This is a genomic window from Streptomyces pinistramenti, from assembly GCF_020564935.1.
Classification (GTDB): Bacteria; Actinomycetota; Actinomycetes; order Streptomycetales; family Streptomycetaceae; genus Streptomyces; species Streptomyces pinistramenti.
Genome location: NZ_JAJCXB010000018.1, coordinates 61410 through 75201 on the forward strand (window position 1 = coordinate 61410; position 13792 = coordinate 75201).

Annotated in this window: 16 protein-coding genes and 1 pseudogene; 12 read left to right on the plus strand and 5 right to left on the minus strand. The window is 72.6% G+C overall.

Translation table 11 applies throughout. The features are described 5' to 3' along the window. The first annotated feature begins 48 nt into the window (after positions 1 to 48). From LIU39_RS15240 to LIU39_RS15255, 4 genes are all read left to right on the plus strand, one after another. Positions 49 to 237, plus strand: a complete 189-nt coding sequence (locus tag LIU39_RS15240; protein ID WP_227047246.1) for a hypothetical protein — start codon at positions 49 to 51, stop codon at positions 235 to 237. After that, the gene (locus LIU39_RS15245) at positions 234 to 2531 is read left to right on the plus strand and encodes a heavy metal translocating P-type ATPase (RefSeq protein ID WP_227047247.1); all 2298 of its coding nucleotides are present in this window, start codon (positions 234 to 236) and stop codon (positions 2529 to 2531) included. The genes LIU39_RS15240 and LIU39_RS15245 overlap by 4 nt, the downstream gene beginning before the upstream one ends. 195 nt (positions 2532 to 2726) lie before the next feature. Then, complete coding sequence (locus LIU39_RS15250; RefSeq protein ID WP_227047248.1) at positions 2727 to 3665, plus strand: beta-ketoacyl-ACP synthase III; 939 nt, start codon at positions 2727 to 2729, stop codon at positions 3663 to 3665. Positions 3666 to 3739: 74 nt separating this feature from the next. Further along, a complete protein-coding gene (locus LIU39_RS15255; protein ID WP_227047249.1) occupies positions 3740 to 4144 on the plus strand; it encodes a VOC family protein in 405 nt (134 codons plus the stop codon). A 10-nt stretch (positions 4145 to 4154) separates the two neighbouring features. Here LIU39_RS15255 and LIU39_RS15260 read toward each other — a convergent pair whose 3' ends face one another. The 3 genes from LIU39_RS15260 to LIU39_RS15270 all read right to left on the minus strand — a co-directional run bounded on the left by LIU39_RS15260 (position 4155) and on the right by LIU39_RS15270 (position 6177). Then, on the minus strand, positions 4155 to 4376 hold the full coding sequence (locus tag LIU39_RS15260) for a hypothetical protein (RefSeq protein WP_227047250.1): 222 nt from the start codon (positions 4374 to 4376) through the stop codon (positions 4155 to 4157). Positions 4377 to 4506: 130 nt separating this feature from the next. Then, complete coding sequence (locus tag LIU39_RS15265) at positions 4507 to 5424, minus strand: glutaminase (RefSeq protein WP_227047251.1); 918 nt, start codon at positions 5422 to 5424, stop codon at positions 4507 to 4509. 9 nt (positions 5425 to 5433) lie between these two features. Then, positions 5434 to 6177 carry a helix-turn-helix transcriptional regulator gene (locus tag LIU39_RS15270; protein WP_227047252.1) on the minus strand — a complete coding sequence of 248 codons (744 nt, stop codon included), beginning with the start codon at positions 6175 to 6177 and terminating at the stop codon, positions 5434 to 5436. Between the two features lie 81 nt (positions 6178 to 6258). On the opposite strand from LIU39_RS15270, the gene LIU39_RS15275 reads away from it, so the two are divergent. From LIU39_RS15275 to LIU39_RS15285, 3 genes and pseudogenes are all read left to right on the plus strand, one after another. Then, the gene (locus LIU39_RS15275) at positions 6259 to 6492 is read left to right on the plus strand and encodes a hypothetical protein (RefSeq protein WP_227047253.1); all 234 of its coding nucleotides are present in this window, start codon (positions 6259 to 6261) and stop codon (positions 6490 to 6492) included. A gap of 23 nt (positions 6493 to 6515) precedes the next feature. Continuing rightward, positions 6516 to 6620 (plus strand): annotated as a pseudogene (locus LIU39_RS15280) (N-acetylmuramoyl-L-alanine amidase); the annotation flags it as partial. Between the two features lie 65 nt (positions 6621 to 6685). Continuing rightward, complete coding sequence (locus tag LIU39_RS15285; protein WP_227047310.1) at positions 6686 to 7606, plus strand: 1-aminocyclopropane-1-carboxylate deaminase/D-cysteine desulfhydrase; 921 nt, start codon at positions 6686 to 6688, stop codon at positions 7604 to 7606. A gap of 25 nt (positions 7607 to 7631) precedes the next feature. On the opposite strand, the gene LIU39_RS15290 is transcribed toward LIU39_RS15285, so the two are convergent. Then, on the minus strand, positions 7632 to 9230 hold the full coding sequence (locus LIU39_RS15290; protein WP_227047254.1) for a Na+/H+ antiporter: 1599 nt from the start codon (positions 9228 to 9230) through the stop codon (positions 7632 to 7634). A 76-nt stretch (positions 9231 to 9306) separates the two neighbouring features. Between LIU39_RS15290 and LIU39_RS15295 the strand changes: the two genes are divergently transcribed. The 4 genes from LIU39_RS15295 (at position 9307) to LIU39_RS15310 (ending at position 11840) form a co-directional block, all read left to right on the plus strand. Then, positions 9307 to 9567, plus strand: a complete 261-nt coding sequence (locus LIU39_RS15295) for a UBP-type zinc finger domain-containing protein (protein ID WP_227047255.1) — start codon at positions 9307 to 9309, stop codon at positions 9565 to 9567. A 44-nt stretch (positions 9568 to 9611) separates the two neighbouring features. After that, entirely contained in the window at positions 9612 to 10100 is a 489-nt protein-coding gene (locus LIU39_RS15300; RefSeq protein ID WP_227047256.1) for a GNAT family N-acetyltransferase, read from the plus strand. 293 nt (positions 10101 to 10393) lie between these two features. Further along, a complete protein-coding gene (locus LIU39_RS15305) occupies positions 10394 to 10807 on the plus strand; it encodes an ATP-binding protein (protein ID WP_052860744.1) in 414 nt (137 codons plus the stop codon). Between the two features lie 43 nt (positions 10808 to 10850). Then, positions 10851 to 11840, plus strand: a complete 990-nt coding sequence (locus LIU39_RS15310; protein WP_227047311.1) for an RNA polymerase sigma factor SigF — start codon at positions 10851 to 10853, stop codon at positions 11838 to 11840. Between the two features lie 72 nt (positions 11841 to 11912). On the opposite strand, the gene LIU39_RS15315 is transcribed toward LIU39_RS15310, so the two are convergent. Beyond that, the gene (locus tag LIU39_RS15315; RefSeq protein ID WP_227047257.1) at positions 11913 to 12368 is read right to left on the minus strand and encodes a hypothetical protein; all 456 of its coding nucleotides are present in this window, start codon (positions 12366 to 12368) and stop codon (positions 11913 to 11915) included. A 129-nt stretch (positions 12369 to 12497) separates the two neighbouring features. Here LIU39_RS15315 and LIU39_RS15320 point away from each other — a divergent pair, with 129 nt between their 5' ends. Then, positions 12498 to 13481 carry a diacylglycerol/lipid kinase family protein gene (locus LIU39_RS15320; RefSeq protein ID WP_227047258.1) on the plus strand — a complete coding sequence of 328 codons (984 nt, stop codon included), beginning with the start codon at positions 12498 to 12500 and terminating at the stop codon, positions 13479 to 13481. Positions 13482 to 13792: the final 311 nt, after the last annotated feature.

Here is a 13792-nt window from a genome sequence, read left to right on the forward strand (position 1 = left end):
CGCCGCCGCCGTCCCCGCCTTCCGGGAACCCCCGATGAGGAGAACTCCATGACGGCCCCGACCACACCGGTCACGCTCGGCGGCTACGCGCTGGTCCTGCTCGTCGTCCTCGCCGCCGGCTTCGGCATCGGCCGCGCGGCCGGCCCCGGCCCCACCCCGCGGCAGGCGCCCGCGCCGCACTCGCAGCAGACACCCCCGCAGCACGCACCCCACGCGCACCCCGAGGAGCAGTCATGACCACCGCGATCGGAGAGCAGCACATCGAGCTGGAGATCGGCGGCATGACCTGCGCCTCGTGCGCGGCCCGCGTCGAGAAGAAGCTCAACCGCATGGAAGGCGTCACCGCCACCGTCAACTACGCCACCGAGAAGGCGAAGGTGGAGATCGCGGAAGGCAGCGGCCTCGCCACCGCTGACCTGATCGCCACCGTCGAGAAGACCGGCTACAGCGCCGCACTGCCCGAACCGCCGGCCGCGCCGTCCGCCTCCGATGAGGACACCCCGGACGGCACGGGCCAGGAGGCCGACGCGCTCACCCCGCTGCGGCAGCGGCTGATCATCTCGCTGGTGCTGTCCGTCCCGGTCGTCCTGATGGCGATGGTGCCGGCCCTCCAGTTCACCAACTGGCAGTGGCTGTCCCTGACCCTGGCCGCCCCGGTGGTCGCGTACGGGGCCTGGCCGTTCCACCGGGCCGCGTGGACCAACCTCCGCCACGGCGCCGCCACCATGGACACCCTCATCTCGATGGGCACCCTCGCCGCGCTCGGCTGGTCGCTGTGGGCCCTGTTCTTCGGCACCGCGGGCCAGCCCGGCATGACGCACCCCTTCGAGCTGACCATCGCCCGCACCGACGGCAGCGGCAGCATCTATCTGGAGGCCGCCGCCGGAGTCACCACCTTCATCCTGGCCGGCCGCTACTTCGAGGCCCGCTCGAAGCGGAAGGCGGGCGCCGCGCTGCGCAGCCTGCTGGAGCTGGGCGCCCGGGACGTCGCGGTGCTGCGCGGCGGCCGGGAAGTACGCATCCCCACCGCGCAGTTGACGGTCGGCGACCACTTCGTCGTACGGCCCGGAGAGAAGATCGCCACCGACGGGAGGGTACTGGAGGGCTCGTCCGCCGTGGACGCGTCGATGCTCACCGGCGAGTCCGTCCCCGTGGAGGTCTCCCCCGGCGACACGGTCACCGGCGCCACCGTCAACGCGGGCGGCCGGCTGGTCGTCGAGGCCACGAAGGTCGGCGCCGACACCCAACTCGCCCGGATGGCGCGGCTCGTGGAGGACGCGCAGAACGGCAAGGCCGCGGCCCAGCGCCTCGCCGACAAGATCTCCGCGGTCTTCGTCCCGGTGGTCATCGCCCTGGCCGTCGGCACCCTCGGCTTCTGGCTCGGCAGCGGCGCCGGCGCATCGGCGGCCTTCACCGCGGCGGTCGCCGTACTGATCATCGCCTGCCCGTGCGCCCTGGGCCTGGCCACCCCGACCGCGCTGATGGTCGGCACCGGACGCGGCGCCCAGCTCGGCATTCTGCTCAAGGGCCCGGAGGTCCTGGAGAGCACCCGCGCCGTCGACACCATCGTCCTGGACAAGACCGGCACGGTCACCACCGGCGTGATGACCCTGACCGGCGTCCACCTCGCCGACGGCGTCACACGGGACGAGGCACTGCGGCTGGCCGGCGCGCTGGAGCACGCGTCGGAGCACCCGATCGCCCGCGCCATCGCCACCGCCGCCGAAGAGGCCGGGCAGGGCCGCCCGCTGCCGGTCCCCGAGGACTTCGCGAACGTACCGGGCCTCGGCGTCCAGGGCGTCGTCGACGGCCGGGCCGTACTGGTGGGCCGCGAGCGGCTCCTCGACGACTGGAGCCTGCGGCTGCCGCAGGAACTGGCCGCGGCCAAGGCGGCGGCCGAGGCGGCGGGATCCACCGCGGTCACGGTCGCCTGGGACGGCGCGGCGCGTGCGGTGCTCGTCGTGTCCGACGCGGTCAAGCCCACCAGCGCCGAAGCGGTCCGCAGGCTGCGCGCGCTGGGCCTCACCCCGGTGCTGCTGACCGGCGACAACCGGGCCGTGGCCGAAGCGGTCGCCGCCGAGGTCGGCATCGACGAGGTCATCGCCGAGGTGCTGCCGCAGGACAAGGTGGCCGTCGTCGAGAAGCTGCGCGCCGATGGCCGCTCGGTCGCCATGGTCGGCGACGGCGTCAACGACGCGGCGGCCCTCGCCACCGCCGACCTGGGCCTGGCCATGGGCACCGGCACGGACGCCGCCATCGAGGCCGGCGACCTGACCCTGGTCCGTGGCGACCTGCGCACCGCGGCCGACGCCATCCGGCTCGCCCGCGCCACCCTCGGCACCATCCGCACCAACCTCTTCTGGGCCTTCGGCTACAACGTCGCCGCCCTGCCGCTGGCCGCCGCCGGCCTGCTCAACCCGATGATCGCCGGCGCCGCGATGGCCTTCTCCTCGGTCTTCGTCGTCGGCAACAGCCTGCGCCTGCGCCGCTTCCGGGCACTGGCGGACGCTCACGGCGGGCCCGCGGCCTAGGGGCCGCCCGGGGAGTCGCCGAGACCCCCCAGTAGGGTGTGTTACCCCTTCGGCCGGTGGGTTAAGGAGCCGCGGTGCGGCGGTCGGATGTCTCCAGTTATGGGGGCAGAAGATTGGCAGATCACGCAACCACCGGCCGCCCCCCAGGGGTGAGACTGGTCGGGTACTCACCGACCACGTACAGATCGGGAACTCATGACCGGGTCACGTCTCCTGGCTCTCGGCCATTACCAGCCCTCGGGCGTGCTCACCAACGCCGATCTCGCCAAGATCGTCGATACCGACGACGCCTGGATCCGCAGCCGGGTCGGTATCCGCACCCGTCACGTGGCCGCCCCCGATGAGAGCGTCGACGCGATGGCGAGCGAGGCCGCCGCCAAGGCCCTCGCCGCCAGCGGACTCGCCGCGGAGGACATCGACCTGGTCCTGGTCGCCACCTGCACGGCCACCGACCGCAGCCCGAACACCGCGGCCCGGGTCGCCGCGAAGCTCGGCCTCCGGGCGCCCGCGGCGATGGACATCAACGTCGTCTGCTCCGGCTTCACCCACGCGCTGGCCACCGCCGACCACGCCATCCGCGCCGGCTCGGCGACCCACGCCCTGGTCATCGGGGCCGAGAAGTTCACCGACGTCGTCGACTGGACGGACCGTTCGACCTGCGTGCTGGTCGGCGACGGCGCGGGCGCGGCCGTCGTCTCCGCGTCCGACGAGCCGCTGATCGGCCCCGTCGTGTGGGGCTCGGTCCCGCAGATGGGCAACGCCATCCGCATCGAAGGGGAGCCCACCCGCTTCGCCCAGGAGGGCCAGACCGTCTACCGCTGGGCCACCACCCAGCTGCCCGCCATCGCCCGCACGGTCTGCGAACGCTCCGGCATCCTCCCCGCCGACCTGGCAGGCGTCGTCCTGCACCAGGCGAACCTGCGGATCATCGAGCCGGTCGCCGAGCGCATCGGCGCGGTCAACGCGGTCGTCGCACGCGATGTCGTGGACTCCGGCAACACCTCGGCGGCCTCGGTACCGCTGGCCCTGTCGAAGCTGGTCGAACGGCGCGAGATCCCGGCCGGCGCCCCGGTCCTGCTCTTCGCCTTCGGCGGCAACCTCTCCTACGCGGGCCAGGTCATCCGCTGCCCGTGAGGCGGCCCGCCGCGCGTCCCGTGGCGTCCGAAACGTTCAAGACCGCGGCGGGCCACCCTGCCTACGCTCACCGCATGACTTCTTCGACACCGCGTTTCGCCGCCATCGGGATGACCGTCGCCGACATGGCCGCGTCCCTCGCCTTCTACCGCCGCCTCGGCCTGGACATCCCCGCCGAAGCGGACACCGCCCCGCACGCCGAGGCCGCACTGCCCGGCGGGCTGCGGCTCATGTGGGACACCCACGAGACCGCGCGCGCAACCGACTCGGACTGGACACCACCGCAGGGCGGCACCCCGACCGGACTCGCCTTCGCCTGCGAGGGACCGGCCGGCGTCGACCGCGCCTACGCCGAACTGACCGCCGCCGGCTACACCGGCGAGAAGGCCCCCTGGGACGCGTTCTGGGGCCAGCGCTACGCCGTCGTCGCGGACCCGGACGGGCACGGCGTGGACCTGTTCGCCCCGCTGGACGGCTAGCAGAGCGGCGCTACGGCACCTCGCGCAGGTAAATCGCGCCGCACAAGAAGCAGAACGGCTCTCCCTCGGGAGTGCCCCAGGTGTCGGCGGACTGGGTCACTGCGGACGGCTCCAGCATGCGGCCGCACAGCGCCTTGATCCCTTCCCGCCGGACCATGTGCCAGACCTTGACCGGGGCGCCGGCATCCGACGTCACGCCTTCCTCGTACTCCGCGCGCATCTCGTGCTCCATGGCACTGCACCTCCCCTCCCACGATGCGCCCAGGAGATCGCCGCCACAACGCGGCCGGGGGCGGGCCGCCGGGGGAACCACCGCGCGGGCCACGGGGGTGTCCGCACGATCCTGCGTGGCCCGCGCCGACTCAGAACACCGACCAGCCGGTCAGCGTCGTGAAGTGGTCCAGGGCGGCAGCGCCCGCGACGGAGTTGCCCCGCCGGTCCAGGCCGGGGCTCCACACGCACAGCGTGCAGCGGCCCGGCACCACGGCGATGATCCCGCCGCCGACGCCGCTCTTGGCCGGCAGCCCGACGCGGTAGGCGAACTCCCCCGCCGCGTCGTAGGTGCCGCAGGTCAGCATCACCGCGTTGATCCGCTTCGCCTCGCGCGCCTGGAGCAGCCGGGTGCCGTCGGCGCGCACGCCGTGCCGGGCGAGGAAGCTGCCGGCCGTCGCCAGGTCGCGGCAGCTCATTTCGATCGAGCACTGCCAGAAGTAGTGCTCGATGACGCTGGGCACCGGGTTCTCCAGGTTGCCGAAGGACGCCATGAAGTGCGCCAGCGCCGCGTTCCGGTCGCCGTGGTCGGCCTCGGAACCGGCCACGGCCTGGTCGAACGCGAGATCCGGGTTGCCGCTCTCCTCCCGCAGGAAGTGCAGCATCGTCGTGCTGGCGTCGCCGGTGAGGGACTGCAGCCGGTCGGTGACGACCAGCGCGCCCGCGTTGATGAACGGGTTGCGCGGGATGCCGTTCTCCCACTCCAGCTGGACCAGCGAGTTGAACGGCGTCCCGGAGGGCTCGCGGCCCACCCGCTTCCAGATGTCGTCGTCGCCGTGCGCGTGGGCCATCACCAGCGCGAGCGAGAAGGTCTTGGATATCGACTGGACGGAGAACGGCACCTCCCAGTCGCCCACGCCGTGCACCGCGCCGTTGATGTCGGCCACCGCGATCCCGAAGCGGTCGGCGGAGACCCGTTCGAGCGCCGGAATGTAGTCGGCGACCTGTCCTTGTCCCGCGAACGGCCGGGCGAAGGCCGCTACCTCCTCAAGTACGGCCTGGTAGTCCATGCCGATACGCTAACCCGGCCCGAGCAAGGCCCCCAGGGGAACCCCCGCGAGCGACCGCACCTCGCGCGCCAGGTGCGCCTGATCCGCATATCCGGCGCGGTCCGCCACCTGCACGTACGGGACGCCGGCCCGCGCCAGATCGAGCGCCCGCACCAGCCTGAGCACCCGGGCCAGGGTCTTGGGGCCGTAGCCGAACGCATCCAGGCAGTGCCGGTGCAGCTGCCGGACGCCGAGCTGCACACCGTCGGCGACCTCGGTCACGGAGCGGCCCTGCGCCAGGGCCCGGGTGATCGCGGCGCTGCGGGCGGACCGGCCCGCCCGCCCCGGAGGCAGGTGCCCGGCGGCCTCCCGGATGCGGGCCACCGCCGCCTCCTCCAGGAGGCGGCCGGGCGCACCGTCCGCCGCCAGCCGCCCGGTCAGCTCCCGCACCCGCCCGGCGGGCCACAGGTCCTCCAGCGGGACGCGGCGGTCGCGCAGTTCACCGGCGGGCACGCCGAAGACGGCCGGGCCCTGCCCCGGGGCGAAGCGCAGCCCGGTGAAGCGGGTGCCGGGCGTGCCTTCCGCCAGGTGCGGGCCGGTGTCGGGACCGGACACCAGCAGCCGCCCGCCGCCCCAGATCAGGTCCGTGCAGCCGTCCGGCAGCACCGCGCCGCCGGCCGGGCGCGCGGCGGTCGTCCACAGCACGGCGCCGCGCAGCCGGGACGCCCGCTCGCGGTACACACCGGACAGCCCACCCGTCTCGCACTCTGCCACCACGTCCTCCAGCCTGGCACGGGAACCCGACGGCCCGATGCGCCGTTGACCGTTATGACACCGATCTTCACGGAGGCAGCGATGGCAGGGTTTCTCGACCGCGCCAAGGAGCAGGCACAGAGCGCCTTGGACCAGGGCAGGCAGAAGGTCGACGACGTACAGCAGCAGCGGGCGGGCAATGACCTGCTGAAGAAGCTGGGCGCGGCCTATTACGCCGAGCGCAGCGGCAGCGGCTCCCCGGAGGCGACGCGGAACGCACTGAGCGCTCTGGAGGCGCACATCAGCGCCCACGGAGACGGCTTCCTGCGGCCCTAGGCGTGCGGCCGGCGGCCGGCGACGGTGTGATCACCAAGGACGGCAGGGTCCGTCCGGCCGGCTCCGGGCGCGCCCACCACGCGGGTCCGGGCGGCGCCGACGTGTTGCGCACGGTCATCGCGGAGAAGCTGCCGCTGAAGTGACCGCGGGCCGACGGGGCCGGCCGCGCCGCACCCCGGTGGCGGCCGCGACAATGGGCGGTGTGACCCGCCCCGTCTCCGGCCCCGACGCCCTGCACCCGCTGCTGCCCTCCCCGCTCCGCGAGGTCGAGGACCCGGCGTTCGCCCGGCACGGCATACGGCTGCTGCTCAAGCGGGACGATCTGATCCATCCCGCGCTGCCCGGCAACAAATGGCGCAAGCTGGCACCCAACCTGCGGGCCGCGGCGGCCGCGGGCGAGCGGACCCTGCTCACGTTCGGGGGCGCGTACTCCAACCATCTGCGCGCCACGGCCGCGGCAGGACGGCTCCTCGGCTTCGGCACCATCGGCGTCGTACGGGGCGACGAGCTGGCCGGCGCGCCGCTCAACCCGTCGCTGGCCCGCTGCGCCGCCGACGGCATGCGGCTGCACTTCACCGACCGTGCCACCTACCGCCGTTCCGCCGACCCGGAGGTGCTCGCCGCGCTGCACGACCGGTTCGGCGCGTTCCGCGTCATACCGGAGGGCGGCAGCAACGCACTCGCCGCGCAGGGCGCCGCCGAGCTGGGCAGGGAGCTGCGCGGAGCGGCCGGCACGGCGGCGGTGCCGTGCGGGACCGGCGGCACCCTGGCGGGCCTGGCCGCGGGGCTCGGACCCGGTCAGCGGGCCGTCGGCTTCGCCGTCCTCAAGGGCGGCAGCCCGCACTTCCTCCAGGGGACGGTCGAAGGGCTCCAGCGCGCGGCGTTCGGCGGGCCGCGCGGCGACTGGCGGCTGGAGGACCGGTTCTGCTGCGGCGGCTACGCACGGCGCACCCCCGAACTGGACGCCTTCGCCGACGCGTTCGAGGAACGGCACGGCCTGCCGCTGGAGCGGACCTACGTCGCCAAGATGCTGCTGGGCCTCGCGGCCCTGGCCGGTGAGGGCGCCTTCGCCCCCGGCAGCGCGGTGGCCGCGGTGATCACCGGTACACCCTGAGCCTGCGGACAGGTGCCACGAGGCGCTAGGCGCCCTCCCGGTAGGCGGCGGCCTCCTCCAGGTCGAGCCGGCGCAGCAGCGTCCGCAGCATCTCGTCGTCGATCCGGCGGGTGTCGCGCAGCCGGACGAAGACCCTCCGCTCGGCGTCGATCATTTCCCTGGCCAGCCGCCGGTAGGTCTCGTCGGCCGATTCGCCGGTCTCCTCGTTGACCGCGCCCAGCCGCTCCCAGACGGCGTTGCGGCGCCGTTCCATGACCGTGCGCAGCCGGTCGGACAGCGGGCCCGGCAGGGCGTTGCGCCGGTCGGCCAGCAGCTCGTCCAGGCGCGCTTCGGCGGCCCCGGACGCCTCGTTCTGCGCCTGGGCCTCGGCGAGCGTCTCGGCCTGCACGTCCTTGGCGGGCAGGTTCAGGGCGCGGATCAGCGGCGGCAGCGTCAGGCCCTGGACGACCAGCGTGGCGATGACGGTGGTGAAGGTCAGGAAGAGCACGAGGTTGCGGGCGGGGAACGGGCCGCCGCCGTGCACGGTGGCGGGGATGGAGAAGGCGATGGCCAGCGACACCACTCCGCGCATCCCGGCCCAGCCGACGATGACGGGCCCCGCCCAGGTCGTGTCGGGCTCCCGGCCGCGGATCCGGGACGACAGGACGCGCGGCAGATACGTCGCGGGGTAGACCCAGACGAACCGTGCCAGCACCACCACGGCGAAGACGACGAGCGCGTACCAGGCGGCCTCGGCGCCGCCGAACTCGCCGAGCCCGCGCAGCACGACGGGCAGCTGGAGGCCGATCAGCGCGAACACCGCGCACTCCAGGACGAAGGAGACGACGTTCCAGACGGCGGCCTCCTGGAGCCGGGTCTCGAAGTCGACCTGCCAGGAACGGTGCCCCAGGAAGAGGGCGACCACGACGACGGCGAGCACCCCGGAGGCGCCGACCTGCTCGGCGGCGGCGTACGCCACGAACGGGATGAGCAGCGAGAGGGTGTTCTCCAGGAGCGCGGATGTCCGCAGCCGGAGGCGCAGCCAGTGCAGCGGCACCATCAGGACGACGCCGATCCCGATGCCCCCCAGGGCGGCGACGGCGAACTCCTCGATCCCGCGGCCCCAGGTGCTGCCCACCCCGACCGCCGCGCCCAGCGCCACCTTGTAGGCGGTGATGGCGGTGGCGTCGTTCACCAGGGATTCGCCCTGGAGGATGGTGGTGATCCGGTGGGGCAGGCCGAGTTCGCGGGCGATGGCGGTGGCCGCGACGGCGTCGGGCGGCGCGACGACGGCGCCCAGCACCAGGGCCGGGGCCAGCGGCAGGCCGGGGATGAGGAGGTAGGCGACGCCGCCGACGGCGAGGGTCGCGAAGAGGACGTAGCCGACCGACAGCAGCCCCACGGGGCGCCAGTTGGCGCGCAGGTCGAGGTAGGAGCTTTCGAGCGCGGCGGTGTGCAGCAGCGGGGGCAGCACCAGCGGCAGCACGATGTGCGGGTCGAGGGTGTAGTCCGGGACGCCCGGGAGATAGCCGGCGGCGAGTCCCGCGGTGACCAGCATCAGGGGCGCCGGTACGGGCGTACGCCGCGCGAGCGCCGCGACCGCCGCGCTCCCCGCGATCAGCAACAGCAGCGGCATCACATCCATCGGGCCGTACCTCCGCACCTCGTCCGTCGGCGTCGGCGCGCTCCGCCGCCCGTCCCGGCGATCTAACCTGGCCATCATGAGCGAGTGCACGCATGTCCCTGAGCTGCCGCGCGCCGAGCCCGCCCCGCTGAGCGCCACCTGCCTGGAGTGCCTGGCGGCCGGCAGCCACCCGGTACAGCTGCGGCTGTGCCTGGTGTGCGGCCACGTCGGCTGCTGCGACTCCTCGCCGTTCCGGCACGCCACGGCGCACTACGAGGAAACCGGCCATCCCGTGATGCGGTCGTTCGAGCCGGGCGAGACCTGGCGGTGGTGTTTCACGGACCAGCTCCTGGTGTGAGGGCGGCCGCGCGGCTCCCGGTGGGCACCTCTTAGCCTGGCGGCATGATCCGCCAAGCGACCCCCGCCGACGTCCCCGTCATCCTCGCCATGATCCGCGAACTGGCCGCCTACGAACGGGAGCCCGAGTCCGCGCGGGCCACCGAGCCGCAGTTGGCCGAGGCCCTGTTCGGCGCCCAGCCGGCGGCCTTCGCGCTGCTCGCGGAGGCGTCCGGAGTACCGGTGGGCTTTGCCCTGTGGTTCCGGAACTTCTCGACGTGGACGGGCACGCACGGTGTCTATCTGGAAGACCTGTACGTACGCCCCGAGGCGCGCGGCGGCGGGCACGGCAAGGCGCTGCTGGCCGCGCTCGCCGAGCTGTGCGTGACCCGTGGCTACGAGCGTTTCGAGTGGTCAGTCCTGGATTGGAATGAACCGTCCATCGGCTTTTACCGGTCGATCGGTGCGCAGCCCATGGACGAATGGACGGTCTTCCGGCTCACTGGAGATGCGCTGCACGACCTCGCGAAGACCTCGCGGGTCAACGGAGCGTAATCGGAACCGATTTGACCGTGCAGACCCCTAGCCACCGTGTGTATCCATAGTCTTACAATAAGTGACAACGTCGGCCATGGGTGACCACGGGCCGGATCGTCGCCCGGACGGCAACCCTGCTCCCTCCGGGCGACACCGGCCCGGAGATCGCGATAGCGTCGCAGCCGAACCATGTGCTGCGCCGCGTCGTTCTCCTTTCACCTGACAGGAGAAACGACCGGTACAGATGCGCCGAAACCGCACAAAAGTCACGCATACCAGCTCAACCAGCTTGTGCCACCTTGGAGGTGAGGGTGTCCCAGATCGCAGGCGAGCCCGGGAATCAGGACTTCGTGGAAGTCCGTCTGCCCGCTGCGGGTGCCTACCTGTCTGTGCTGCGTACGGCCACGGCCGGACTCGCAGCCCGTTTGGACTTCACCCTCGACGAGATCGAGGATCTGCGCATCGCGGTCGACGAGGCGTGCGCCATCCTGCTGCAACAGGCCGTCCCCGGCTCGGTGCTGAGCTGCGTCTTCCGCCTCATCGACGACGCACTCCAGGTGACCGTCTCGGCGCCCACCACCGACGGCCGCGCACCCGAGCGCGACACCTTCGCCTGGACGGTGCTCTCCGCACTGGCCGGCAAGGTCGACTCCACCGTCGCCGAGGACCGTACGGTCACCATCAGCCTGTACAAGGAGCGCGGCGCCGGTCCCGGACCGTCATGACCGAACAGGGGGCCCCGTGAAAGATCTCGAACGCGGTACGGGAATGGCGCCCGGCGCGACCATCCCCGACCAGCATTCCCGGCCGCGTCCGACGGGCGCAGACGACCACGGCGGCCGGTTGGACGCGGCGGAGCAGGCGGATCACATGGACCACAGCGAGCAGCAGGGGCAGCAGGCGCAGCACGACCCGCGCCCGCCGGAGACACCACAGGATCCACCCGGGCCGCAGGACGCCCAGGAGCCCCAGCACGCCCTCGAACCCGCGCACGCCCATGACCCGCACGACCGCAACGGCGCGCGGGCGCTCTTCCACGAGCTGCGCAAGCTCCCCGACGGCTCCCCCGAGCGCGCGGAACTCCGCAACACCCTGGTGCGGATGCATCTCCCGCTGGTCGAGCACCTGGCCCGCAGGTTCCGCAACCGCGGCGAGCCCCTGGACGACCTCACCCAGGTCGCCACGATCGGCCTGATCAAGTCCGTCGACCGCTTCGACCCGGAGCGCGGCGTGGAGTTCTCCACCTACGCCACCCCGACCGTCGTCGGCGAGATCAAGCGGCACTTCCGCGACAAGGGCTGGGCGGTCCGCGTCCCGCGCCGCCTCCAGGAACTGCGCCTGTCCCTGACCACCGCGACCGCCGAGCTGTCCCAGCGCCACGGCCGTGCCCCCACGGTCCACGAACTGGCCGAGCACCTCGGGATCTCCGAGGAGGAGGTCCTGGAGGGCCTGGAGTCGGCCAACGCCTACAGCACGCTCTCCCTGGACGTCCCGGACACCGACGACGAGTCCCCCGCGGTCGCCGACACCCTCGGCGCCGAGGACGAGGCACTGGAGGGTGTGGAGTACCGCGAGTCCCTCAAGCCGCTGCTGGAGGACCTGCCGCCGCGCGAGAAGAAGATCCTGCTGCTGCGGTTCTTCGGCAACATGACCCAGTCCCAGATCGCCCAGGAGGTCGGCATCTCCCAGATGCACGTCTCGCGCCTCCTGGCCCGCACCCTGGCCCAGCTGCGCGACAAGCTCCTCGTCGAGGAGTGAGCACCGAGCACGGCACATGGGAGGGGCGGGGCCCGAACGGACCCCGCCCCTTCTGCATGTCCGCTCCGGCGGCTACTCCCGGGGGCCGATGCCGAGCGCCTCGGTGGCCGTCGGGTTGACCAGCAGGCCGAGGACCACCAGCGCCGCCACGGCGAGCACGATGCCGGCCGCGATGAGTGCGCCGCCGCCGTTGACGAGCGTCCAGGCGACCGGCAGCGCGACGATCTGCGTGATCAGCGAGGGGCCCCGGCTCCAGCGGCGCAGCAGCCACAGACCGCGGGCGGAGAGCAGCGGCAGCACGGCGAGCACGATCACCGTCACCGCGCCCGTCACCGCCTGCTGCGGGCTGTCGGGCGAGCCGGCCAGCCCCTCGACCAGCATGAAGATGCCGAGCGCGGCCAGGGCCACCCCTTCGACCGCGGTGAGCGCCGCGGCGGCGCTCAGCCGGGCCGGCCGCGGCCCGGTCGGCTCGGGCGCCGCGGCGGCACCGGCGGCTCGGTTCGCGGACTGTTTCTGCTGACTGCTCACCCCAGCAGGGTAGCGCCGCCGCAACGGGCGACCGGATCCCCGGCCCGCGCCCTCGCGAAGCCGCCGCCCGCGGTCCGTTGCAGAGGTGGGCGTGGGGGCGGGTACCCGCAGGTAGGTACGCTGGCGCACATGCGCGCACTTCTCGTGGTCAATCCCGCAGCTACCACCACCAGTGCCCGCACCCGTGACGTACTGGCCCACGCGCTCGCCAGCGACCTCGATCTGGAGGTCGCCCAGACCCGCTACCGCGGCCACGCCCGGGACCTCGCCCGGCAGGCCGCCGAGGACGGCAGGACCGAGCTGGTGGTGGCGCTCGGCGGCGACGGCACGGTCAACGAAGTCGTCAACGGCCTGCTGACCCACGGACCCGACCCGCAGTCCCACCCCCGCCTGGCCGTCGTGCCCGGCGGCTCCACCAACGTCTTCGCCCGCGCCCTGGGCCTGCCGAACGACGTCGTGGAGGCCACCGGCGCCCTGCTGGACGCCGTGCGGGACGGCAGCGAGCGCACGGTCGGCCTGGGGCTCGCCTCGGGAACACCCGGATCCGAGGACGAGGGCGTCCCGGCCCGGTGGTTCACCTTCTGCGCCGGCTTCGGCTTCGACGCCGGCGTCGTGGGCCGCGTCGAACAGCAACGCGAACGCGGCAAGCGTTCGACCCACGCCCTGTATGTGCGACAGGTGGTACGGCAGTTCCTGGGCGAGCCGAACCGTCGGCAGGGCACCATCACCCTCGAACGGCCGGGTGCGGAAGCGGGCTCGACCGAGATCGTCGAGCGGCTGGCGATGTCGATAATCTGCAACACCTCCCCCTGGAGCTACCTGGGCAATCGCCCGCTGTACCCCTCCCCGGAAGCGTCGTTCGACACCGCCCTCGACCTGTTCGCACTGAGCAAGCTCTCGCCCCCCGCGGTGACCCGGTATGCCACCCAGCTGCTGACGTCAACACCGGAACGCGGCCCCCGGGGCAAGCACGCGGTGTCCCTGCACGACCTGACGGCCTTCACCTTGCATTCCCAGGTGCCTTTGCCCTTCCAGATGGACGGCGACCACCTGGGACTGCGCACGAGCGTGACGTTCACAGGCGTACGCCGTGCACTGCGTGTGATTGTGTGAGCAGTAGGGCCTAAAGTCCTTCCACTCGAACGTTTAGGCTGACTCCCACCCCCTAGAAGTACGGCTGTGACCTAGGCGACACCAAGGAATCAAAAAAAAGTTTCCAGTAGGGGTTGTATCCGTCGCCGAGGTTTGCGAGTCTCTTCATGGCGATCGGGACGGCCACTTCACCGGCCCCCTTGAGAGCCCGAATCCTTCTCCTCATCCCACAGGTCTGCACCAGTTCGCGAACTGGAATTCAGCCCTTCCCGTGTGGAGGGATTCGTGAAAGCGTTCACATTCACAAGCAACGTTCCCGTCATACGAGGAGA